The organism is Streptomyces megasporus, assembly GCF_000718985.1.
In the GTDB taxonomy this organism is placed as follows: domain Bacteria; phylum Actinomycetota; class Actinomycetes; order Streptomycetales; family Streptomycetaceae; genus Streptomyces; species Streptomyces megasporus.
In genome coordinates this window covers 1-23,147 of the sequence record NZ_JODL01000011.1, presented here as the reverse complement: position 1 = coordinate 23,147, position 23,147 = coordinate 1, and the positions used below count along the sequence as shown (strand labels likewise).

The window sequence follows — 23,147 nt, the reverse complement described above, 5'->3', positions numbered from 1 at the left end:
GAGGGTTAGCGCTGCAACCCCCATGTGACCTGCGGTTTTGGCAGCGGATCCATAATCTGCGAGGGCCCTACACCCTTGAACGGTTAGGCGCGCAACTCCCTGCCCGGTGTGCTTGCTCACGTCGGCGACGGCCTGTCCGCACTGGCCGGCTGTACTCCGATCGTTGTCGGTGGCAGGGGCTGCGTAGATCCTGCCGAGCACGGAGAGGACCGCTCGATGTGCAGCAGGCGCCGTGGCCATGGTCAGGGTCTGGAAACGTCCTGGCACGAGTTCGGCACCCGCTGCAGGACCGACTGAGACGGAAACTGAGACGGAAGAACGCCAGAGGGCCGGACCGCTGATGCGGTCCGGCCCTCTGAGCCGGCGGAGGATACGAGATTCGAACTCGTGAGGGGTTGCCCCCAACACGCTTTCCAAGCGTGCGCCCTAGGCCTCTAGGCGAATCCTCCGCCGGAAACATTACATGACGCGGGGGAGTGGAAGCGAACCCGCCCTCGCGGGCTCCCCCCGGCATCGGTCGCCTCCGACATCCGGTAGGCTGGGCGCAGCCCCTCACGTGGCGCTATCTCACTGAACCCCCCCCAGGGCCGGAAGGCAGCAAGGGTAGGTGGGCTCTGGCGGGTGCGTGGGGGGCGCTCGGTTTCCCGGGCACGGTTTGTCGGTGCGGGCCGATATCGTCGTAGACGTGTCGTCTCTCGCGCTGTACCGCCGCTACCGACCCGAGACCTTCGCCGAGGTCATCGGGCAGGAGCACGTCACCGACCCCCTCCAGCAGGCGCTCCGCAACAACCGGGTCAACCACGCGTACCTGTTCAGCGGGCCGCGCGGCTGCGGCAAGACGACCAGCGCGCGCATCCTCGCCCGCTGTCTGAACTGCGAGAAGGGCCCGACGCCGGAGCCGTGCGGGGAGTGCCGGTCCTGCCTGGACCTGGCCCGCAACGGGCCGGGCTCGATCGACGTCATCGAGATCGACGCCGCGTCGCACGGTGGTGTGGACGACGCCCGCGACCTGCGGGAGAAGGCGTTCTTCGGCCCGGCCTCCAGTCGTTACAAGATCTACATCATCGACGAGGCGCACATGGTCACCTCGGCGGGCTTCAACGCCCTGCTGAAGGTGGTCGAGGAGCCGCCGGAGCACCTGAAGTTCATCTTCGCGACGACCGAGCCGGAGAAGGTCATCGGCACGATCCGGTCGCGCACCCACCACTACCCGTTCCGTCTGGTGCCGCCGGGCACCTTGCGCGACTACCTGGCCGAGGTGTGCGAGCGTGAGGCGATCCCCGTGGAGGACGGGGTGCTGCCGCTGGTCGTCCGGGCCGGGGCCGGTTCCGTGCGCGACTCGATGTCCGTGATGGACCAACTGCTGGCGGGCGCCGGCGCGGACGGCGTGACGTACGCCATGGCCACAGCGCTGCTGGGCTACACCGACGCCGCGCTGCTCGACGACGTGGTGGACGCCTTCGCGGCGGGTGACGGCGCCGCGGCCTTCGAGGTGGTCGACCGGGTCATCGAGGGCGGACACGACCCGCGGCGCTTCGTCGCCGACCTGCTGGAGCGGCTGCGGGACTTGGTCATCCTGGCGGCCGTGCCCGACGCGGCGGAGAAGGGCCTGATCGACGCTCCCGCCGACGTGGTGGAGAAGATGGCGGCCCAGGCGTCGGTCTTCGGCGCGGCGGAGCTGAGCCGGGCGGCGGACATCGTCAACGAGGGGCTGACGGCCATGCGCGGCGCGACTTCGCCGCGACTGCAACTGGAGCTGATCTGCGCCCGGGTGCTGCTGCCCGCCGCGTACGGCGACGAACGGTCGCTCCAGGCCCGGCTGGACCGGCTGGAGCGGGGCGCCCTGGCGGGTGGGTTCGGAGGCGTTCCGACGGGTGCCGCTCCGGCGGCTCCCGCGCCCGCCCCGGCGGCCCCCGCAGCTCCCGCACCCGCCGCACCCCAGGCCCCCTCGGCTCCCGCCCCCGCGCCCGTCGCGCCTCCGGCGGCCCCCGAGCAGCAGGTGCGGACGGACACCGACAGGCGCCCCGGAGCCTGGCCCACGGCCGCCCCCGGCGGGGCGAACGCGGGCGCGTCGGGCGCCCCGGTGTCCCGCCCCGGCGCCTGGCCCGGGCAGACCGGGCAGGCCGGTGGTGCGGAAGCCGGCGGCGGTCCGCGTCCCGGTGCCTGGCCCACGGCGGCCCCCGTCGGTGGCGGGCGGCAGCCCGAGGCCCCCGCACCGGCCCCGGCGGCCCCCGCTCCCGCACAGCAGCCCGCGCAGCAGGCTCCCCAGGGCGGTGCCGCCGCCGGCGCCGCGCAGGTGCGGCAGATGTGGCCCGACGTCCTGGAGGCCGTCAAGAGCCGCCGTCGGTTCACCTGGATCCTGCTCAGTCAGAACGCCCACGTCGCCGGGTTCGACGGCGCCACGCTCCAGCTCGGGTTCTCCAACCCGGGCGCGCGCGACAGCTTCGTCAACGGCGGTAGCGAGGACGTGTTGCGGGCCGCGCTGGCCGACGCCTTCGGCGTCCAGTGGCGGATCGAGGCCGTCGTCGACCCCTCGGGCGGTGCGGCGTCCTCGCAGGCCCCGCCCGCCGCCCGTCCGCCCGCCGCCCACGCGGCACCTCCGCAGGCCCCGTTCGGCGCGCCGCACGCGCAGCCGGCCGCCGCCGCGCCGTCCACCCCGCCACCGGCCGCCGCTCCGTCGCGGCCCTCGGCGCCGCAGGCCCCTCCGCAGGCGGCGCGTCCCGAGGCCGCTCCGCCGCCTCCGCCCCCCGTGGCGCCGGAGGACGACATGCCCGAGGAGGACGACCCGGATCTGGACGACGCGGCCCTGTCCGGTCACGACCTGATCGTGCGCGAGCTGGGCGCGACGGTGCTGGAGGAGCTCTACCACGAATGACCACCGCACGTGCGATCTCCGCCACCGTCCGGGACCGGCCCGGCGGAACGGGGACGAGCGGCGGCATGGCGAGGTCAAGACGCGGGGGGAGCGCGTAGGCTCAGGGGGTACGGAGTACGGGGGCCCGTACACGTACGCACACGTCGTCGACGAGCCAGGAGCGAAGCCGTGATTCCCGGTGGTGGCCAGCCCAACATGCAGCAGCTGCTTCAGCAGGCCCAGAAGATGCAGCAGGACCTCGCCGCGGCCCAGCAGGAGCTGGCCGACGCGACCGTCGAGGGCTCCGCGGGCGGTGGCCTGGTGAAGGCGACGGTGTCCGGAGCCGGGGAGCTCAAGGGCCTCGTCATCGATCCCAAGGCGGTGGACCCGGAGGACACCGAGACCCTCGCCGACCTGGTGCTCGCCGCCGTACGCGACGCGAACGGCGCCGCGCAGCAGCTCCAGCAGCAGAAGCTCGGCCCCCTCGCCCAGGGGCTGGGCGGTATGCCCGGTTTGCCCTTCTGACGGTCCGGCGGGGCCCGGGCCCGGTGGGCATGCCGCCGGGAAAACCGGAAACGAGCGTACGGTCGGCGCGTGGGACCGCACGAAGGGCGACAACAGCAAGAGCACGAAGAGTGGAGTAGGCGGTCGTGTACGAAGGCGTGGTTCAGGATCTGATCGACGAGCTGGGCAGGCTGCCCGGCGTCGGTCCCAAGAGCGCGCAGCGGATCGCCTTCCACATCCTTCAGGCGGAACCGGCCGACGTCCGTCGGCTCGCCCACGCGCTGACCGAGGTGAAGGAGAAAGTCCGGTTCTGTGAGGTCTGCGGGAACGTCGCGGAGGCCGAGCGGTGCCGGGTCTGTCTGGACCCGCGCCGCGACCCGTCGGTCATCTGCGTCGTGGAGGAGCCCAAGGACGTCGTCGCGATCGAGCGGACGCGCGAGTTCCGTGGGCGCTACCACGTGCTCGGCGGCGCGATCAGCCCGATCGAAGGCGTGGGACCGGACGATCTCCGGATCAGGGAACTGCTGGCCCGGCTCGCCGACGGCACCGTCACCGAGCTGATCCTGGCCACGGACCCCAACCTCGAAGGGGAGGCGACGGCCACCTACCTCGCGCGCATGGTGTCCTTCATGAACCTGCGCGTGACGCGGCTGGCCAGCGGCCTCCCCGTCGGAGGAGACCTGGAGTACGCCGACGAGGTCACGTTGGGACGTGCCTTCGAGGGGAGAAGACTGCTCGATGTCTGACGCCACGCTGGAAACGAGAAACCCGAACCAGAATCCGGACGACTTCGCGGTACAGATCGCGGACCAGGTCGAGAGCTTCATCCTCGCGGTGAACGAGGTGGCGAAGGGGGACGAGCCCGACAGCGCCATCCCCTACCTCCTGCTCGAGGTCTCCCAGTTGCTCCTCGCGGGCGGACGCCTGGGCGCGCACGAGGACATCGTCCCGGAGGAACGGTACGAACCGGACACCGGGCCCGAGCCGGACGTCGACGACCTGCGTCTGCGGCTCGCCCGGCTGCTCGACCCGGTGGACGTCTACTCGGAGGTCTTCGACCCGTACGCGCGCAGCGCCCCCGTGGCCTGTCGCATCTCCGACGACCTCGCCGACGTGATCACGGACCTGCGGCACGGCATGGCCCACTACCGGGAGGGCCGGGTCAGCGAGGCGCTGTGGTGGTGGCAGTTCTCCTACCTGTCCAACTGGGGACCCACCGCCTCCGCCGCCCTGCGCGCCCTCCAGTCGTTGGTGGCGCACGTCCGGCTGGACACCCCGCTGGAGGAGCTGGACGGCCTGGACACCGACAGCGACGCCGCGACCGACGACTCCGAACTGGAACGGGAGGCGGGCGCGGTGATGGCGGCGGAGATCGCCGCTCCGCTGGGCCTCAAGCCGACCCTGGACTGAGCCGACCCCGTACCGACCCGTCGGAGCCGGGCCCCTTCCGGCCCGGCTCCGGCACCGCACGCGCCGTCGGCCGTTCCCTCCGTCTTCCTGCGCCCTTCCTGCGTCTTCCTGCGCCTTTCTCCGGTTTCATCCACCTTCCTCTGTCCGGTGGTCCGGGGAACGCCGTTCCGGGTGCGCACTCCAGGCCCCTGTTGAGTACGGGAACTCATGTGCCCGTGACGGCCGCGGAGTTGGATGACCGGCATGGTCGAGATGGTCGAGAACACACCGGGCGCCCGCGCGCCGAGCCTGTGGGTCGCGCCGCTGGTGTCCACGGTGGCGACCCTGGCGTTGGCCGTGGTCTCCTTCTTCTTCGTCGCGCTCTCACCCATGGCGTGCGACTCCTGCCACGGCGCCGAACTCGCGCGGTTCGAGGCCGGCTTCGACATCGGGTTCGCCGTGTTCCGGTACGGCCTCCTGGTCCCGTCGGCCCTGCTGGTCACGGGCTGGGCCTTGGCCGTGAGGGGGCGGGAGTCGCCCTGGCGGAGGCTCGTGTGCGTCCTCGCGCCGCTCTCCGTGGTCCTCCTCCACATGACGTTCCTGGGTCTGGTGGACTGGCCCTGAGCCCGCGCGACCACGGGCGACTACAGATGACCGCGGACGACCGCAGGTGATCACGGACGACCACGGGAATGGGCGATCAGGTCCGTCGGCGGTCCAGATCGAGGATCAACGCGACGGCCGGCCCCAGGGCGGCCGTCTCGGCCGCGCTCATGGTGGGGTTGGCGGCCCGGCGGGACTCGGCCCGCGCGAGGTGGCCGGTGTCGGAGCCGTCCAGGACGATCGCCGGGTCCCGGTGGCGGAGGAGGGAGGCGAGCACCTCGCGGACGCCCTCCGCCTGGAACTCGTCAAGCGCCCCGCTCTCGGCGACCTGCGCGATGATCAGCGCCGACATCGCCCAGTCCAGCCCCGGATGCCCCTCCTCGGTGGTGCCCCAGTCGATCACCGTGGGCCCGTCCGGCGTGAGCATCACGTTGTCCGGATGCAGGTCGAGGTGGAGAACGCGGTGCGAGGGATCGACGGAGACCCGCGGCGGGACGGCGTGCAGCCGTTTCAGCAGTTCGGCGAGGGTCCTTCCCACCTCCGTCGGCGTGATCGCGCCTCCCCTCAGAGCCTGGAGCATGGACGGGCCGTGCAACCGCCGCATCACCAGGTCCGCTGCGGGAAGCGTCCCGCCGTCGACGGTGGGCCGTACGTCCGGCACCGGATAGCCGTGCTCGGCCAGGTGGGCCATCACGGCGGCCTCGGCGGTGGCGTCGCGGCCGTCCCGGTAGCGCCGCAGCGCCCAGCGGTCGTCGATCGCGTACACGTCCGCACTGCGGCCGGAGCCGAGCGGTTTCCCCTTGCGCATGCGGGGAACCTACCGGTCGCCCCGGGGGCCGTCCTCCTCGGAGCCCCGGTCGACGCGGGCGAGGACCTCGGCCAGCCGGCGCGCCGTCTGGGGCGTGCAGCGCCCCAGCTCCACCAGCGGCGGATCGGCCGTCTCGCCCGCGTACGAGACGAGGTCGACGCGGAGCGACGGCAGCGTGACGCCCACGCCGTGCAGTGCCTCCCGCAGCTCGTCGGCCGCCTCCTCCGCGACCTTGAGCCGTTCACTGTCGACGTGTCGCCTGGCCGTGGCCATGGGCCGACCTCCCTGTGTGCCGAGTGTTTCCGATCCGATACACAGAGTGGTCGATGATGGCCGGACCCGCCAGAGGTAGGGCGTTGCCAACGTGTTTGCTGGTATAGGGGGTTGGTTCGCGGCCGGTGCCCGGTGGAGGCGGTGGGGACGGGGTCGGACGTTCCGGCGCTCGGGGGCCGGTGGGGGAGTTCCGCCGTTGCCGGGCGAGGCGGGGCGGTGGGGAAGCGGGTTGCGTCGAGGAGGAGTTGGGCGACGGGTCCTCCGCGAGAGCGCGCGTCGGTCGGTTCGGGACGGTCGCCCGCGCTTCCCGGGCGAGGCCGTGCGCGGTACGCCGGCGGAGACGGCGGGTGCGACGGGCGCGCGGACGAATGCGTCGCCCGGACGTGTGAGGAGTCGGTCGGCAGTTCGCCGACCGCGGGGCGTGGCGGGTCCGGAGCCCGAGTCTCGGGGGTCGAGACCTGCCTCCGAGGAATGGGTGGTCGGTACGACCCACCCACCCTTCCGCGCGGTGCCGCACCTGCGACGATGACTTTCGGTGATCGGGTCGCGACGAACCGTCGCGGCGGTGTGGCGTGCGGGCAGACAGAGCGACCCCCGACCGGTGTAGACGCACCGACGGGGGCCTGACCACCAGGATCCAAGGACGATCCCGTGGCTGCCCAAGACTTAGCGTCGCCCTGCCCTCGGGCACGCACCCCATGGCCTCTCCGGGGTACGGAAAGCGCTCCGCCCCCGACCAACGGCCGCCCCGCGCCGACGACTTCGCGCACCTGCCCGCCCGCGAGGCGTCCATCGCCGCGTACCTCGACCGGTTGCCCGAGGGCGCCGACATCTCCGTGAAGACCCTGGCCAAAGGGTTGCCGGACCACGGCCAGTGCGCGGTGGGCACGGTGCTGCGGCGGCTGTCGGAGGCCGGACACCTCCGGCACGGCAGGGAGCAGGTCACCGGCGCCGGCGGCCCCCGATGGGTGACGCGGACGTACTTCTCGCGGACGGCGCGGGACGACACGTGGTGGGCGGCGTTCATCGCGGGGGAGCGGTCCGGGAACGGCCCCGAGCCGCGTCCCGAGCCGGCGGCCGTCCGTCCGCCTGTCGTGCTGCGGCTCGTGGAGTGCACGGTGTGCGGCACACCAGGGCGCCCCGACGCCCTCCCCGGCGGCCTGTGCCGGGAGTGCCGGGGCGCGCCCCCGCCCCGCCCGACGGGTCCCTCGGCCGCCCGGGTGCGGGCGCGGGTCGACCGACTGCGCGCCGCCGCGCGCCGTGAGCCGGAGGGCGGGACTCTCAGGGCCGGAACACCGCCCGCACGCAGCCGTCCTTCTTGTGCTTGAACATGTCGTAGCCCCGGGGCGCGTCGTCCAGGGACATGGTGTGGGTGGCCAGGTGGGCGGTGCTGATCTCGCCCTTCGCGATGCGCTCCAGCAGCATCGGGATGTACCGCTGGCCGTGCATCTGGGCGCCGCGCAACGTCAGGCCCTTGTTGACCACCATGCCCAGCGGGAACTTGTCGACCGCCCCGGCGAAGACGCCCAGGACGAAGACCGAACCGCCCTTGCGGCAGGCGTGGATGGCCTGGCGCACGGCGGTGGGACGGTCCGTCTGGAGCCGGAGCTGGTGCTTGACCTGGTCGTACACGTGGTCCGGGCCGGTGCCGTGGGCCTCCATGCCGACCGCCTCGATGCACACGTCGGGCCCCCGGCCGCCGGTGCGTTCCCGCAGTTCGGCGGCGACGTCGGTGGTGGTGTAGTCGATCACCTCGGCGCCGATGTGCCGCTCGGTCATCGCCAGCCGCTCGGGAAGGCGGTCGATGGCGATGACCCGCTCGGCGCCCTTGAGGAGCGCCGCCCGCGCGGCCATCTGCCCGACCGCTCCGCAGCCCCACACCGCCACCACGTCACCGGGCCGCACCCCGCCGAGGTCGGCGCCCATCCAGCCGGTGGGGACGGAGTCGGAGGCGAACAGCGCGCTGATGTCGTCCACGCCCTCGGGGACGGGGAAGGCCCCGTAGTCGGCGAAGGGCACCCGGACGTACTCGGCGTGACTGCCGCGGATGCCTCCCATGGCGTGCGAGTAGCCGAAGATCCCGGCGGTCTCGTAGCCGAAGAGGGCCTGCCCGATCCCGGGGTTGGTGTTGGTGTTGTCGCACAGCGACCACAGGTCGTTCCGGCAGTACCAGCAGCGTCCGCAGCCGATGAAGGAACACACCACGACCCGGTCGCCGACCGCGTGCCGGCGGACCCCCGGGCCGACCTCGACGACCTCGCCGACGAACTCGTGCCCGATCACGTCCCCGGCCTGCATCGCCGGGATGTAGCCGCCGATCAGGTGGAGGTCGGAGCCGCAGGTGGTGCTCGCCAGCAGCCGTACGACGACGTCCTGTTCGTTGCGGATCTCCGGATCGGGGATCTGCTCGACGGACAGCTTGTTCACGCCTTCCCAGCACACCGCCCTCACAGCACGCCCTCCCCGCCCGAGCGCCGGGACGCCGCCCCGACGATCCTGCCGCCGATGGTGTCCTCCCGCGCGGTGGGGGGCGCGTCGGACCGCAGCACCTCACCGGTCTCCAGCAGCGACTTGGCCTCGCGCAGCGCCCGCCGGACCTCCTGGCGCGGGTCCTCACCCGCGAGCCGGGACGGCAGGGAGGTCTCGGCCGCCGAGGGCGTCTCGCGCAGCCGCGCCGCCAACTCCGTGCCGCGGTCGCCGGGGGCGGGCCGCACGGTGATCTCCAGGGCGTCGCCGAACTCGTCCAGCGGCGTGGGCGGCCTGCCCTCGGGCAGCACGTCCATCGGCGGACGGTTGACGGTGACCACCATCCAACGTTCGCCGCGCCGTGGGTCCGACGGCGGGGAAACGAGCCTGCGCAGGACCGCCGCGCCGGCCCCGGCACCCGCGAGGACCAGCGCCGTGCGCGCCGCGTTCTTCATCGCATTCCTGCCTCTCGACGGTTTCCGGATCGGTTCTCGAATCGGCTCTCACATCGGGTTCCGACGTTTCGGGCTGTCCGCGGTACCCGCGGCACGGCACCGCCATGCGTCCGCCGACGGTGCGGGACGGCGGACGCGCGCTCACTCGTGCAGGTGATGGTGGAGGGAAGCCGCTGGGTAGTGTGATTGGGGTCGGCGAGGATACGGCTCATGGGAGCAGTGATGAGTGTCGAGCCCGAGTACACGTGGCCCCGACCGCCGGCGGGCGGGTACACCGCCGACGACCTGGACCGGCTCCCCGGCCTGCCTCCCCACACGGAGTTGATCGACGGGGGCCTCGTCTTCGTGAGCCCGCAGACCAAGTTCCACATGCGTGCCATGCGTTTGTTGGAGCACCGCCTCCTCGCGGCGGCGCCGCCCGAGGTGGAGGTCGTCCGCGAGATGACCGTGACCTTGGGGAAGAGGGACCGCCCGGAGCCGGACGTCATGGTCGTGCGGGCGGCGGCGGACACGGGAATGCGCCAGATCACCTACCGCCCCGAGGATGTCGTCCTCGCCGTCGAGGTGGTGTCGGAGGACTCCATGGCGCGGGATCGGGAGACCAAACCACGCAAGTACGCGACGGCCGGCATCCCGCACTTCTGGCGGATGGAGGAGAACGGCGGGCGGCCCGTCGTTTACGTCTTCGAGTTGGAACCCGCCACCCGCGTTTACACCGTGACCGGCATCCACCACGACCGGTTGAAGGTGGACGTCCCGTTTCCCGTGGACATCGACCTGGTCGCGGTCCACCGACGGTGACCGGCCCCGGAGCCGTCGTCGGGGCGTCCGAGGCCGGGCCGGTGGTTTTCGTGGCTCACATCCTGCCGCCCCCCGCCCGGTAGTCGGCGGTCTGGCGCTCCTTCTGCTTCCGGGGGATGAGGCCGAGCAGACCGAGGAGACCGAGCAGGCCCCACAGTCCGCCGTTGCCGCCCCCGCCGTCGTCCTCTTCCTGGGCGAGTGTCGCCGTCGCCGTCGGTGTGGGGGTGTTCGCCGAGTCGGCCGGCGACGAGGCCACCGCCGCCGTCGTCGGACCGAGGGCGAGGACGAGGGCCGCCGCTGTCGCTGTGACGATCTTGCGCATGTCTCGTGGTGCCTTCCTGATCGGTTCCTTCGCGGACACCCGAACGGCCTCCGGGGCCCACTACCCATCGAGGCACGCGTCCCCTCGGCTGTCGATCGGGGGGAGGGGCGTCCGCGTCCGTTCGGGTGACACGGAAGCGGCGCGGCCGACCGTGTGCCGATCGGGTGAGGAGCGGTGCCGGCACCGTCCGTGCGCGGTGTGACCTGTCCAACATTTCCGTGTGAAGGTCCGACGAGCGGGCAGGGGTCGTCGCTGAGCCGGTGCGACGGGGCGCTGCGCCGCACCGCCCGTGAGAAATGCGTCTCACGATGTGGTAAAGGCGGGGTCGGGAAGGCCCGCTCGTTAGACTGAACTGACCGGTGGGCTCCCGAACGGGGACCACGGAAGACGAAAGTTCGAGGAGCGCACGTGGGCCTTGTCGTGCAGAAGTACGGCGGCTCCTCCGTTGCCGATGCCGAGGGCATCAAGCGCGTCGCCAAGCGAGTCGTCGAAGCCAAGAAGAACGGCCATCAGGTGGTCGTCGTGGTGTCGGCGATGGGTGACACGACGGACGAGCTGATCGACCTCGCGGGAGAGGTGTCCCCGATCACGTCGGGGCGCGAGTTCGACATGCTGCTGACCGCCGGAGAGCGGATCTCCATGGCGCTGTTGGCGATGGCGATCAAATCCCTGGGCCACGAGGCGCAGTCGTTCACCGGCAGCCAGGCCGGCGTCATCACCGACTCCGCCCACAGCAAGGCCCGCATCATCGACGTCACGCCGGGCCGCATCCGGACCGCGCTGGAAGAGGGCAACATCGCCATCGTCGCCGGCTTCCAGGGCGTCTCGCAGGACAAGAAGGACATCACCACCCTGGGCCGGGGTGGCTCGGACACCACCGCGGTGGCGCTGGCCGCCGCGCTGAACGCCGAGGTCTGCGAGATCTACACCGACGTGGACGGTGTCTTCACCGCCGACCCGCGGGTCGTGCAGAAGGCCCGCAAGCTCGACTGGATCTCGTTCGAGGACATGCTGGAACTGGCCAGTTCCGGTTCCAAGGTGCTGCTGCACCGCTGCGTCGAGTACGCACGCCGTTACAACATCCCGATCCATGTCCGCTCGTCCTTCTCCGGGCTGCCGGGCACGTGGGTCAGCAACGAACCGCAAGGGGACCAGCCGATGGAGCAGGCGATCATCTCGGGCGTCGCGCACGACACGTCCCAGGCCAAGATCACGGTCGTCGGGGTGCCGGACAAGCCGGGCGAGGCCGCGAAGATCTTCCGTTTGCTCGCGGACGCCGAGCTGAACATCGACATGGTGGTGCAGAACGTCTCCGCCGCGTCCACCGGCCTGACGGACATCTCCTTCACCCTCCCCAAGGACGACGGGCGCCGCGCCATCGAGTCCCTGGAGAAGGCCAAGGGCTCCATCGGGTTCGACACGCTCCGCTACGACGACCAGATCGCCAAGATCTCGCTGGTCGGCGCGGGCATGAAGACCAACCCGGGCGTCACCGCCACCTTCTTCGAGTCGCTGTCGGGCGCCGGGGTCAACATCGAGCTGATCTCCACCTCCGAGATCCGCATCTCGGTCGTGACCCGCAAGGACGACGTCAACGAGGCGGTCCAGGCCGTGCACACCGCGTTCGGCCTGGACAGCGAGAGCGACGAGGCCGTCGTCTACGGAGGCACCGGGCGATGATCCCCGGCGGGGGCCTCCCCCGTACCGGCGCCGATCGCGCCGACCGGCCCACGCTGGCCGTCGTCGGCGCGACCGGCGCCGTCGGCACCGTGCTGCTGGGGCTGCTGTCGGAACGCGCGGACGTCTGGGGCGAGATCCGTCTCGTCGCCTCGCCGCGCTCCGCGGGGCGCAAGCTGACCGTGCGCGGTGAGGAGGTCGAGGTCCTCGCGGCGGCCGAGGAGGTCTTCGACGGGGTGGACGTCGCGATGTTCGGCGTGCCCGACGAGGTCTCGGCCCGATGGGCGCCGGTGGCGGTCTCCAAGGGCGCGGTGGTGGTGGACGACTCCGCCGTCTTCCGGATGGACCCGGACGTCCCGCTGGTGGTGCCCGAGGTCAACGCCCACGCGGCGCGCATCCGTCCGCGCGGGATCGTCGCCAACCCCGACTGCGCCACGCTGTCGATGATCGTCGCGGTGGGGGCGCTCCACGCGGAGTGGGGCCTGGACGAGCTGGTCGTCTCCTCCTACCAGGCCGTCTCCGCCTCCGGCAAACGCGGCGTGGACGCCCTGCGCGAGCAGCTCGTCGCCGTCGCCGGCACCGAGCTGGGCACCCAACCCGGCGACCTGCGGCGGGCGGTGGGCGACACCGGCCCCTACCCGGCGCCGATCGCGCTCAACGTGGTGCCCTTCGTCGGGTCGCCGACGGACGACGGCTGGACGTCGGAGGAGCTGAGGCTCCGTGACGAGTCGCGGAAGATCCTGGGGATGCCGCGGCTGCGCGTCGCCGCCACCTGCGTCCGCGTCCCCGTGATCACCACCCACTCGCTGGCCGTGCACGCCCGCTTCGAGAACGAGGTCTCGGTGGAGAAGGCGTACGAGATCCTGGCGAACGCGCCGGGCGTGGTGGTGTGCGACGACCCGGCCGCGGGGGAGTTCCCCACCCCCGCCGACGCCGTCGGCACCGACCCGACCTGGGTGGGGCGGATCAGGCGCTCCCTGGACGACCCGCGGGCGCTGGAGCTGTTCGTGTGCGGGGACAACCTGCGCAAGGGCGCCGCGCTCAACGCCGCGCAGATCGGAGAGCTGGTCGCGGCCGAACTCGGTGCGAACCGGCCCTGAACCCTGCGATTCGTCTCGAATCCCGCGAGTCGGTTCCGGCTCCGCGACACGCCCGAGAAGCGCGTGCGAAACGGGACGAAGCATGAAGAAGCGGCGCCGCGAAGGGGGTTCGCGCACGCCACGCGCACGTCGTGAAGGACTTGTGATGAAGTCCTGTCCCGTAACCGCTTGATCCGGACCAAGAACCTGCGTGAGGATTTTGCCTCCGCATGCCCCGGAACCATGGACCGGGCACTGGCGTCTCCGTTCCCACCGCCGGAACTCCACGACGCCTGCACAGCGGCGCAGAGGAAGAGGTGGTGCGCATGTGGTCGTTCGGCACATCGTCAAGAACGATGGCCCGCGCGTACAACCCTGACGGGGGGCAGCGTGTCCAACAAGCGTGGCAGAGGCACTCGGAATCGCGACAGCGCCCGTACGGGTACCCGGGCGTGGCGGCACGCCGGACAGGGGCATGCCCGTGATCGCTCCCTGGTCGGCGTCCCGGCCGGCATCGCTCCCCGCGCAGTCGAGGGACGTTGACGGCGCGATGGCAGCGGGCACCACAGTCGATCACCTCACCGAGACCTACCGCGCCCACTACCGTTCCCTGCTCGGGCTCGCGGCCCTGCTGCTCGACGACACCGCCTCCTGCGAGGACGTCGTCCAGGAGGCGTTCATCCGGGTCCACTCGGCGCGCAACCGCGTGCGGGAGCCGGAGAAGACGCTGGCGTACCTGCGGCAGACGGTCGTCAACCTCTCCCGTTCCACGCTGCGCCGCCGCATCCTCGGGCTCAAACTGCTCTCCAAACCGATGCCGGACATGGCCAGCGCGGAGGAGGGCGCGTACGCGCGCATCGAGCAGGACGAACTGAAGAAGGCGCTGCGCAAGCTCCAGCGCCGCCAGCGCGAGGTACTCGTCCTGCGGTACTTCGCGGACATGACCGAGGCCCAGGTCGCCGAGACGCTCGGCATATCACTGGGCTCGGTGAAGGCCTACGGCTCCCGGGGCATCGCGGCCCTGCGAGTCGCCATGGAGGCGCCCGCATGAGCGGCGACGGACGGCACGAGGAACGGCGCGACCCGCACGGCGAACACGAGCCGGGCGGCGAACACGAGCCGAGCGGCGCCGCCGCGGGCGGCGAGGAGCCGCGCGGCGACCACGGAGACGAACCACCCGGGCGGGAGGCGGCCGAACAGGACGGCTCCGAGCGGGATACCGAGCAGGACCTGCTGGGGCCGGACGAACAGGCGCTGCGGCTGCTGATGCACGACGCGGTGCGGGGCGTCGAGCCGTCCGCGGACGCTCTCGACCGCCTCCACCGGGCCGTGCCCGCCCGCCGCGCCCGCCGCCGACAGATGACGGTCGGGGCGGTCGCCGCGACCCTCGTCGTCGGCGTGGCCGCCCCCGTCCTGACCCAGAGCGGCGTGGTCGCCCGGGTCATGGACGGCGACACCGCCAACACCGCCAGCAGCCACCGGCAGGAGGAGAGCGGGGGAAGCGGCGCGGACGGCGACGCCACCGGCCGCGGCTCCGACCGGAAGTTCGGGACCGGCGACGGCACGGACGACCCGTCGGAGCCGAGCGACTCCTCCGGGGCCGACAGCTCGGCCGGACCCGAGTCCAACGACACCCTCGGCCCCACCTCGCCGAGCTGTCTGCGCTCCCAACTCAGCGACGGCGGCTCCGGCGCGGAGCCCGCCGACGCCAACGGGCACGTGTACGGCTCGTTCCGGGTCGTCAACATCTCCGACTCGTCCTGCCGCGTCGAGGGCCCCGACACGGTCAGTGCGACGGCGACGGGCGGAGCCGACCCCTCCGGGATCAGCGTCGTCCACCACACGCCGGGAGACCGGGCGTCCCGGCTGCCCGACCCGGCGACCGAGCCCACCTCGATCATCCTGGCACCGGGACAGTCGTATGTGGTGCGGTTCGCCTGGGTGCCGAACGGGGAGGGCGCCGGCTCGTGCCGGGCCCCCGGCCCGGCCCCGACCCCCGGTGACGGCGGCAGCGGCGGCGGCACCACCACCGGCGGCGGTACCGGCAGCGGCGGCGCCGGAGGCAGCGGTGACACGAGCGGCGGCGGCACCACCACCGGCGGTGGCACCGGCGGCGGCGACACGGGCGGCACCGGTGGTGGCGGCGGCGAGGGCGGCGACTTCGTGCCGGAGCCCAGCAGCGGCGTGAGCCCCCAACTCGGGTACGACACCCCCGGCGGCGTGGGCGGTCAGAACCCGCCCACGGTGATCCTCCGCTACGTTCCGGCGGCCGGTGAGCCCCGACTGGGGAAGGTCGAGATCAGGAACGCCTGCGCCGGGACTGTGTACCGCACCGGCGCCGTCCTGACCGGATGACGGCCCGCCCGCACGACGTCGGGGCGGGCGGGGCGGACCGCGCCACGGGGCCGGTCCGGGGCCGGCCCACCGCGCGGAGAGGGACACGGGGGCCGCGCGGTGGGGGCGAGTGGGGCGGAGTCGAGACCTCGCCGTACCGTTGAAGGCGTGTATCGGTTCCTGCTGACCCCGCGCTGGTGGGCGATCAACCTCTTCCTGCTGCTGTCGATCCCCGTCTGCCTCTTCATGGGTAGCTGGCAGCTCGACCGCTTCGAGGACCGTGTGGACTCGCACCAGGACCGGCGGGAACGCACCTCCGACGGGATCTCGGACGCCGAGGCCCGGCCGCTGGACGACCTGCTGCCCCTCACCGAGGACACCGTCGGGGAACCGGCCCGGGTCACCGGCCGCTACGACACGGACCACGAGTTCCTGGTGCCCGAACGCCGCGTCGACGACCGCGCCGGCTTTTACGTCCTGACCATGCTGCGCGTCGACGGGGACCGCGCGCTCCCCGTCGTCCGCGGCTGGCTGCCCGGCGAGGCGGACCCCTCCCGAGTGCCCGAGGCACCGGACGGCGAGGTGACCGTCCTCGGCCTGATCCAGGCGCCGGAGAGCCAGTCCTCCAGGGGCGCGCGCGCCGGAGCCATGCCCGACGGACAACTCGGCATCATCAGCGCCGCCACCCTCGTCAACGAGGTGCCCTACGACGTCCACAACGCGTGGATCACCGTCCAGGAGACGCAGGAGCCGATGAAGGCGGTGCCGCCGGTCGCGCCGGAGGGCTCCGGGCTGGACGCCAAGGCGTTCCAGAACCTGGGCTACACCGCCCAGTGGTTCGTCTTCGCCGGGTTCGTCCTCTTCATGTGGTACCGGCTGTTCCGCCGCGAGGTGGAGATCGCCCGCGACCTCGCCCTCGGCATCGAACCGGAGACCGCGCCGACCCCCGCCGGCGCTCCGGGAACCTCCGACGCCTCGGACCCGGAGGCGGCCCGGGACACCGTCGGCGACTCCGCCCGGTGATCCCCGCCCGCTGAATCCCGCCCGGTGATTTCCTCCGACGAACGGGCATGGATCCCGCTCTCTCCTCCCGTCTGAGTCGTGACAGCGAAGGGCCCGCGGGCACCGCCATCGCGCCGATGGGGTGGGGCCGGGGAGCACCGCCCTGGCCGCGCAGGGGACGGCGGCACGCGGTCCGGGGCGTCGTCCGTGCCGTCGGGGGCGCGGGTGGTGCGCTCGCACGAGCCGGTGAAGATCGGCCGGGGAGAGACGCCGGGGCCGGGTTCGGCAGAGGCTCGGCAAGGGCCTCGGCAGGGGTTCGACAGGGAGCGGTCCGTGGGTCTCAGAGGGCCTTCGCGGGTCAGGGGCGTGGGGCGGATGCCCTCCCGGACACCACCTCGACCACCAGCCCGTCCCGGCCGCGCAGTATCTCCAGACCTTCCCGCAACTCGCCGGAGAGGGCGCCCCGGTGAACCGTCAGCGTGGGACGCGGGTCCCTGCCGAAGCGGACTTGCGACACCGCGGGGTCGGCCGCCGCCTCCGCGAGCCGGCGGACCGGACGGACATACGCGCCCTCGCACAGTTCGGCGGGTATCTCGTGGTCGCGCCAGCCCGTGGGCGGGCCGGGAACGGGGAACACGAGACGGTCGTCCTCCGCGTCCGGCTCGGGCCGGCGGGGACGCTCGGCCGCGACCGCGACCCTGCGGCGCAGTTCGGCCTCGGCGTCCCGGGGAGGAAGGACGGGTATGCCGTGCTCCCGCACGACCTTGAGCCGGGAAGCCCTCTCGACGTCCGTGGTGACGATCATGGAAGTGGTCTTGGACGGGCGGGACGAGGCGGAGGCGCCATGGCGCTCGGCCCAGGCGACCACGGCCCGCACGTCGGCGTCGTCACCGCGCGGTACCAGGCGCACACCGCTCAGCTCGTCGTGGATGGGCGGCAGTTCGCCGACGAGTTCGGGCACGTCCAGATCCTGCGCCAGCCAACGCAACGCGCGGGCCGTGCGGTCCGGAACCGGCACCTCCATACTCCGGTGTGCGGCACGCCACACCTCGCGGTGCACGGCGCGCACCGTCTGCCGGTCGAAACCGGCCGCGCCCATCATGTCGCCCAGCTCCGCGATGTCGTCCCCGTCGATGTGGAACCCACCGGCCAGAGCGGTCTCCAGGGCCGAGCGGTACTCGGCCACGGCCGACGGGTCCGGCGACATGCGGGTCCTGAGCGGCAGGGAACGGCACAGCGCGGCCAGATCGCCCCGGTGACCGGCCCAGTAGGTGCGGGCCACGGCGCGGGCGGCGTCCGGAAGGTCGGACGGGTCGGGCAGGTCGGACGGGGAAGGCCACACGGGGGAGGGCCGCAGCCCGAGCCGCAGCGGGGCCCTGGTCAGCAGCGTCGTCAACGCCGACGCCGTGTTGCGGGCGTCGGCCAGGGCGACGTGCTCGGTGCGGGGCCACTCACCGGAGAGGCTTCTGACCGAACCGGAGAGCCGGTACGCGGGCCAGTCCGCCTGGGAACGGAAGGCGGTCACCGTGCAGAGCCCGGGAAACTCCGGCAGCGGCAGGCCCAGGCGGGCGAACTCCGCGTCCAGGAACGCCTCCTCGAAGGGGAGGTTGTGCGCGACGACCACGGCGCCCCGCGCCATCCGGAGCAGGGTGCCCGCGAGCTGCGCGAAGGACGGCGCCCCGGCGACGTCCGCGTCGCCGATCCCGTGGTACTCGGCGACCTCCCGCGGAATGCGGCGGCCGGGGTTCACCATCGAGGAGAACTCCTCCACCACCTCGCCGTCGCCGCGGACGCGCACCACCGCGATCTCACACACCCGGTGCCCACGCCGCGGATCGAGACCGGTCGTCTCGACGTCCACGATCGTGTACTCAAAGGCGAGGGCGTCAACGCCTCCGTCGCGCACGAGGTGAAGGGGGTGGAACATGGTGCTTCCCGTCCGCTGCCGTACGGCGTCCCGGCACCGCGCCGACCGCCGCCCTCATCATGCGCGACGCCCCACCGCCCCGATGCGCGGGGGCGGCCCGCCCCCACTCCGGCAGGAGACCTCGGGTGTCGGAGCGGAGGGCACCGTACTGTTCGGGAGTGCCCGGGCATCAGTTTCCCGACGACTTCCAAAGTCCGGTACGCGGAAACCGCTCGGCGCTTCACCAGAGGGGCGACGAGCAACTCGCGGGTCTGGCCGCGCACTTGGGCGCGCACCTTGATGAGCTCGGCGAGGCGAATGTCGCCGTGCCGGTTCCGGTCGAGGCCCAAGAGCAGGCACGAGGAGGCACCCCGGGCCGAGGCGGAGCGCGGCCCCTTCCGCGTCGCCCCGGAAGCCACACCGCACCCATGCCCGCGAGGTCCGGACGCTCACCGGGCCGCCGGGGAAGGGGACACGGAGCCGGGTGCGTCAGGGGCTCGCTCGCCGACCAGAGCCCGACGCGGGGCGCTGCGGTCAGGAGTGACGGGGCCCACCGATCTGATTCGGATGGCTCCCCGCTTGGCTTCCCGAGCACGACAGAGGCCCTGCCGGATCTCTCCGGCAGGGCCTCTGACCTGCGTCGGGGTGGCGGGATTTGAACCCACGACCTCTTCGTCCCGAACGAGGTTCGGTTGGGGAGCCTGCCAGCCTCGATGGCATTTTCGCAGGTCAGGTGGGTGGGCTTGGTTGGTGTCGCGCGGCCTGGAAGGGGCTCGGGGAGCGGGTTAGCTCCCAGATGGCTCCCAGGGCGTGGTGCCCACCGGCGGCGTGTAGGTCTATGTCAAGGCATCTATGTGTCGACCACAACGAGGGCCAAGGCTCCCGCGCCCGGCGTGCCCTCCGCTGATGGTCGCGCACGGTGTCTGAACGCCGGGAATCTCAGTCCTTCACAATCTCGCCGTTTGCTGATGACGTGGAAGCCTGCGTCGGCAGGTGCCTGGGCTTCGGCTTCTCGAGTTCCAACCGCACTTTCACGTCGTCGAAGCTGAGGTCCGGGGTTCCGATACGCCCCACCGAGCGGCTGTACGCGATGAGCATCGCCTCCGAGAACGGGCTGTCGAGGGTTGCGACACGTCGCCAGGTTCGTGCCTCGGCGAGCGGGACGGATACCACGTTCTCGAAGTCGACCAAGAGGTCGGGGATGTCGAGGTAGCCAGGAAGAGCGCGGTACCGGTTCTGCTTGTCCCCGAAGACCTGTTTGGCCTGGTCCTTGTGGCTGTTGCTCTTCGAGCTGGCCAGCCATGTGGCGATCGCTGGCGACTCCGACTCCTCGCCGTCCTCGGTGAAGATGCGGTCAGCCTTGGCCAGGCGAACGTACTGTGCCTTGGCCTTACGAGGTCTCGCCACGTTGGCGTCCGGGTGGTCCTCATACAGGTCGCAAGCGGGGGTGAGGACGATCCACCAATCGCCCCCGGGGCTGACCACGAGGTCCGTGGCGGTGAGGTGGTGGGTCACGCACGGCTTCAAGTAGACCCGCGCAGCGGAGGGTTGGCCGGCAGTGGCGACCGCCTCGCCGTCCCCGGCGTAGCCCAGTTCGCTGGGGCCGTTCTCCCTGAGCTCGGCCGCGAGGCGGTTGACGATAATCGGGGTGATCTCGTGGGGATCAGCGCCCGCCATCTCGTGCCAGTGCGGGGCCACGACGTCACGGAGGAAAATGCGGACCTTGCGCTCGACGAGACCGGAGATACGACGCCTCAACTCCGACACTCCCGAGAGCAGCCCGTCCCGGACTGCGGGAGCGACGTCGTCCCAGGCGTTCTTGGTCACCACACGAATGAGTGGAGGCTTCTCCAGGTCACGCACCTGTTGAGGGACAGCTGTGAAGAAGACCACGGGCAGCCACCGCACGCCGGCGATGGCGTCGTACAGTTCGTGTCCCCGTCCTTCGATGGCGGCGGAGGGCCTGCCATCGGCGGCGTCGCGGACGTCGAGGATGACTAGGTCGAAGTCCTCGTCGATCAACCGCTGCTCGGCTGCGGCGAAGTCCTGCTCGGACTCGAAGTGGATCTCCCCGAGGTCTGTGAGCTCCTCGGACAGCACTTCGCGAAGGTCCGCGATCATCTGGGCGTCGTCATCGACTATGAGCACCCGATACGCAACGTCCGTCGACGTCACCCAACTCTCCTTCGCAGTCGTGCCCGGAAACTCGCACCCGAGAGGGTGCCGGGGCTCACCAGCCCCAAGTCGCCGTCGTAGAAGTCCTTCACGACGCTGCCTGCGATGCTGAGGCCGAGGCCGACGCCATCAGGCTTGTCACTGAAGTAGGTCTCGAAGATCAGATCCTTGATCTCCTCGCGCACCCCAGGGCCGTTGTCACTGACCGTGATGTCAACCACGTCCAGTTCGCCCTCATGGTTACGCTCCGTCTCGATCAGGATTTCGCGGGGGGTGCCCTTGGGCATGGTGGAGAGCCAGTACACGGCGTTGCTCACGAGGTTGACCACAAGAGTCCTGATGTCACCTGGCTCGGCAGTGACGATCACGTCCTCCCCGCCGATCTTCACGTCTACACCGTGCTTGGTGATCTCCGACTCCAGTACGTCAACGGCTTCGGAAATGCTCTGGTGCAGAGAGAGCCGGCGGGGCCGTCCACGTTTCCGTCCGCTGAGTGGCTCGATGCGAGCGAAGAGCCGGTCGAGAGCCCTCTCCTGTGCGGTGAAGTCCGTCCGCAGCTTGCCCAGCGCAGCTGACAACTCCACATCGTGTGTCTCGACCTTCGTGGTGATCTTGCCGAGGCGGCGAAGGCCCACGCCGATGCGGGAAAGGGCCGTACGTCCGTCGTGGAGGACAACATCGACCAGGGTTCCCAGGGTCGCGAGACGGGAGAACTGGGCGATGACCTCCTGTACCTTGCGTACGCCTTCGTTGATCGTCTCCGTGGCTTCTTCGATGGCGCGGCTGAGGATGATGTCATCTGGGTGCCGCTCGGCAGCCACCTGTCGCAGCGGGTCCAGGTTGAAGTTCTGGAAGAGCCCGTGGCCCCTGCCTTTGGACGGCCCGGCAAGGAGCGGGGCGTCCGTCGGAGCAGCGGGTTCCCGACGCAGCCGGTAGCGTTGCGTCTCCAACCTGGCAATCGCCTGGAGTATGACTGCCTTCAGTTCCTCGTACTCCGGGGTGTCGATCAGTCCTTCGCGGTGCGAGCGGTCCAGGAGGCCGGGGTTGTCATCGGCCGAGATGTAGACGAATCCCGCCACTTGCCGGTTGGAGAGACGCAGCGTCGGGTTGTTGATGCGTCGCTGGTCGAAACCAAGCCAGTCGAACCCGGGTTCCCCGAACGGCTGCACACGGAACCCGTCCCGGTACAGGGCCACACCGCTGTTGTTCCGGATGAGTTCCCGTACGTCGTTGGTGTTCCTCGCGCTGGTGTCGAGTGCCAGGAGCGGCTTGATGGCCGACGACTCAAGGTCCCAGACTCGGAAGTCCAGTTTCAGAGGGCCACACGAGGGTCTCTTCGAGTCCTTCCGGAGGTTGTCCTGGACGACCTCTACTGGTTCTTCGCCGCCGGCGTAAATGGCCAGGCGCGCGTCCCCGTCAGCATCCACGGCGCCGACGAGGCGATAGCGGGGATGGGCTAGTGTCTCACTCGCAGCAACGAACCCGCTGTGGTGGCGGAGCGGCCCCTCCGGAGTGTCGATGTAGATCGAGAACTCCGGCTGGTCCGGCACAGAGAGCTCGGCGGGAGGTGGCGGGGGGAGGAGCCTGGACAGGGAACGCTTGAGGGCCTCAATCTCGTTCGTTCCCCAAGCCGTGCGAAGTCTCTCGAGTCGGACCACGGTGCCATGCGCTGTGCCGACGGCTGTAGCGAGCGCTGACTGAAATTCCCGGAGGACTTCGGAAAAGGTCTGCGCTGCTATACCTCCGTCTACGAAGACGCTCGGAGTGGTCGTGGACAGGGAGACCGGAACCTCATCCAGGTACGCGTCACCATCCGTGAAGTCCCCCCAGTCGATGCGAAGGGTGACTTCCTGCTCATCGACCCGCCGAGTCGTGATTGTGGCGGTATGGCCAAGTCGAGCTGAGGCGAACCGGCCGATGCCCTTGGCGCCCAGCACGCGACGCCCACCTGACTCACTGCGTGGGTTTCGGTGCCTGTGCGGGGTAGCGATCTCCATCCACGTGCCGCGCACCGTGGCAGGCGACATGCCGTGCCCGTTGTCCCAGATCTCGATCGAGCCCTCACCTTCTTCAAGGGGAGGGTTGAAGCGGATCAGGACGAGGCTGGCGTCCGCGTCGTAGGCGTTCTTCACCAGCTCGGTGAGGGCGACGCGTTCGTTGCTGATTAGTTCTTCGCCGAGCGTGCTCATGAGCCGGGCCCGCGGCCGGAGATACGCCTTCGCGTTCTCGGAGTCCACCCATGCCCCCGCTCGTCAACTGTCAACCATGTCTTGCAGTGTGCAGCCGGGTATGATTCTACTAACTAACCGTCAGCGAGGTAGGTGTACGGTCCTCGCAGATGGCTAAAACCGTGCACAAGCTCACGCCAACCCGAACGTGTCTTGAGTCCCGTCGGATCGTTGAACCGCTCCGGGATCGGTGGAGGCTCTATGCGTTGACTCCAGCCGCCGGTTGGGGCTGGTGTTGAGCGTAGTGGTTGGTCTCATGCTCGTGGGGTGG

20 protein-coding genes, 1 tRNA gene and 1 other RNA gene are annotated in these 23,147 nt (G+C 71.1%); 13 read left to right on the top strand and 9 right to left on the bottom strand.

Going from position 1 to position 23,147, the window contains the following annotated elements:
- Positions 1-364: 364 nt before the first annotated feature.
- A tRNA-Ser gene (locus IF47_RS0111605) sits at positions 365-449 on the bottom strand.
- Positions 450-543: 94 nt separating this feature from the next.
- Between IF47_RS0111605 and ffs the strand changes: the two genes are divergently transcribed.
- The 6 genes from ffs (at position 544) to IF47_RS0111580 (ending at position 5,371) form a co-directional block, all read left to right on the top strand.
- Positions 544-643, top strand: an RNA gene (gene ffs / locus IF47_RS29340) — signal recognition particle sRNA small type.
- Positions 644-685: 42 nt separating this feature from the next.
- A complete protein-coding gene (locus IF47_RS0111600; protein WP_031508594.1) occupies positions 686-2,875 on the top strand; it encodes a DNA polymerase III subunit gamma and tau in 2,190 nt (729 codons plus the stop codon).
- A 168-nt stretch (positions 2,876-3,043) separates the two neighbouring features.
- Complete coding sequence (locus tag IF47_RS0111595) at positions 3,044-3,379, top strand: YbaB/EbfC family nucleoid-associated protein (RefSeq protein ID WP_037732427.1); 336 nt, start codon at positions 3,044-3,046, stop codon at positions 3,377-3,379.
- Between the two features lie 125 nt (positions 3,380-3,504).
- Positions 3,505-4,104 carry a recombination mediator RecR gene (gene recR, locus IF47_RS0111590; RefSeq protein ID WP_031508591.1) on the top strand — a complete coding sequence of 200 codons (600 nt, stop codon included), beginning with the start codon at positions 3,505-3,507 and terminating at the stop codon, positions 4,102-4,104.
- Complete coding sequence (locus IF47_RS0111585; protein ID WP_031508590.1) at positions 4,097-4,768, top strand: DUF5063 domain-containing protein; 672 nt, start codon at positions 4,097-4,099, stop codon at positions 4,766-4,768. The genes recR and IF47_RS0111585 overlap by 8 nt, the downstream gene beginning before the upstream one ends.
- 234 nt (positions 4,769-5,002) lie before the next feature.
- The gene (locus IF47_RS0111580; RefSeq protein WP_051717481.1) at positions 5,003-5,371 is read left to right on the top strand and encodes a hypothetical protein; all 369 of its coding nucleotides are present in this window, start codon (positions 5,003-5,005) and stop codon (positions 5,369-5,371) included.
- Positions 5,372-5,447: 76 nt separating this feature from the next.
- On the opposite strand, the gene IF47_RS0111575 is transcribed toward IF47_RS0111580, so the two are convergent.
- The gene (locus IF47_RS0111575) at positions 5,448-6,158 is read right to left on the bottom strand and encodes a phosphotransferase (protein WP_031508588.1); all 711 of its coding nucleotides are present in this window, start codon (positions 6,156-6,158) and stop codon (positions 5,448-5,450) included.
- A gap of 9 nt (positions 6,159-6,167) precedes the next feature.
- Positions 6,168-6,431 carry a hypothetical protein gene (locus IF47_RS0111570; RefSeq protein WP_031508586.1) on the bottom strand — a complete coding sequence of 88 codons (264 nt, stop codon included), beginning with the start codon at positions 6,429-6,431 and terminating at the stop codon, positions 6,168-6,170.
- Positions 6,432-7,129: 698 nt separating this feature from the next.
- Between IF47_RS0111570 and IF47_RS0111565 the strand changes: the two genes are divergently transcribed.
- Positions 7,130-7,759: a hypothetical protein gene (locus IF47_RS0111565; protein ID WP_051717479.1), complete on the top strand. Its 630-nt coding sequence runs from the start codon at positions 7,130-7,132 to the stop codon at positions 7,757-7,759.
- Here the strand turns inward: IF47_RS0111565 and IF47_RS0111560 are convergent.
- Both IF47_RS0111560 and IF47_RS0111555 read right to left on the bottom strand, forming a co-directional pair.
- On the bottom strand, positions 7,713-8,882 hold the full coding sequence (locus tag IF47_RS0111560) for a zinc-dependent alcohol dehydrogenase (protein WP_031508584.1): 1,170 nt from the start codon (positions 8,880-8,882) through the stop codon (positions 7,713-7,715). The genes IF47_RS0111565 and IF47_RS0111560 overlap by 47 nt on opposite strands.
- Positions 8,879-9,352 (bottom strand): SRPBCC family protein, encoded by a 474-nt coding sequence (locus IF47_RS0111555; protein WP_031508583.1) that lies wholly within the window; start codon positions 9,350-9,352, stop codon positions 8,879-8,881. The genes IF47_RS0111560 and IF47_RS0111555 overlap by 4 nt, the downstream gene beginning before the upstream one ends.
- Before the next feature lie 210 nt (positions 9,353-9,562).
- On the opposite strand from IF47_RS0111555, the gene IF47_RS0111550 reads away from it, so the two are divergent.
- Positions 9,563-10,153: a Uma2 family endonuclease gene (locus IF47_RS0111550; protein WP_031508581.1), complete on the top strand. Its 591-nt coding sequence runs from the start codon at positions 9,563-9,565 to the stop codon at positions 10,151-10,153.
- 55 nt (positions 10,154-10,208) lie between these two features.
- On the opposite strand, the gene IF47_RS0111545 is transcribed toward IF47_RS0111550, so the two are convergent.
- A complete protein-coding gene (locus tag IF47_RS0111545) occupies positions 10,209-10,475 on the bottom strand; it encodes a WGxxGxxG family protein (protein WP_037732424.1) in 267 nt (88 codons plus the stop codon).
- Positions 10,476-10,883: 408 nt separating this feature from the next.
- On the opposite strand from IF47_RS0111545, the gene IF47_RS0111540 reads away from it, so the two are divergent.
- The 5 genes from IF47_RS0111540 to IF47_RS0111520 all read left to right on the top strand — a co-directional run bounded on the left by IF47_RS0111540 (position 10,884) and on the right by IF47_RS0111520 (position 16,588).
- Entirely contained in the window at positions 10,884-12,155 is a 1,272-nt protein-coding gene (locus IF47_RS0111540) for an aspartate kinase (RefSeq protein ID WP_031508579.1), read from the top strand.
- Complete coding sequence (locus tag IF47_RS0111535; protein ID WP_031508577.1) at positions 12,152-13,252, top strand: aspartate-semialdehyde dehydrogenase; 1,101 nt, start codon at positions 12,152-12,154, stop codon at positions 13,250-13,252. Before IF47_RS0111540 ends, IF47_RS0111535 begins: the two co-directional genes overlap by 4 nt.
- Before the next feature lie 454 nt (positions 13,253-13,706).
- Positions 13,707-14,282: a SigE family RNA polymerase sigma factor gene (locus IF47_RS0111530; protein ID WP_211257194.1), complete on the top strand. Its 576-nt coding sequence runs from the start codon at positions 13,707-13,709 to the stop codon at positions 14,280-14,282.
- The gene (locus IF47_RS0111525; RefSeq protein ID WP_051717477.1) at positions 14,279-15,586 is read left to right on the top strand and encodes a hypothetical protein; all 1,308 of its coding nucleotides are present in this window, start codon (positions 14,279-14,281) and stop codon (positions 15,584-15,586) included. The genes IF47_RS0111530 and IF47_RS0111525 overlap by 4 nt, the downstream gene beginning before the upstream one ends.
- A 147-nt stretch (positions 15,587-15,733) precedes the next feature.
- Entirely contained in the window at positions 15,734-16,588 is an 855-nt protein-coding gene (locus IF47_RS0111520; protein WP_031508574.1) for an SURF1 family protein, read from the top strand.
- 337 nt (positions 16,589-16,925) lie between these two features.
- Here the strand turns inward: IF47_RS0111520 and IF47_RS28700 are convergent, their stop codons facing one another.
- The 3 genes from IF47_RS28700 to IF47_RS0111505 all read right to left on the bottom strand — a co-directional run bounded on the left by IF47_RS28700 (position 16,926) and on the right by IF47_RS0111505 (position 22,885).
- A complete protein-coding gene (locus IF47_RS28700; RefSeq protein ID WP_051717474.1) occupies positions 16,926-18,494 on the bottom strand; it encodes an exonuclease domain-containing protein in 1,569 nt (522 codons plus the stop codon).
- Between the two features lie 918 nt (positions 18,495-19,412).
- On the bottom strand, positions 19,413-20,648 hold the full coding sequence (locus tag IF47_RS0111510) for a response regulator (RefSeq protein WP_031508572.1): 1,236 nt from the start codon (positions 20,646-20,648) through the stop codon (positions 19,413-19,415).
- Complete coding sequence (locus tag IF47_RS0111505; protein ID WP_031508571.1) at positions 20,645-22,885, bottom strand: sensor histidine kinase; 2,241 nt, start codon at positions 22,883-22,885, stop codon at positions 20,645-20,647. The genes IF47_RS0111510 and IF47_RS0111505 overlap by 4 nt, the downstream gene beginning before the upstream one ends.
- Between the last annotated feature and the right edge of the window lie 262 nt (positions 22,886-23,147).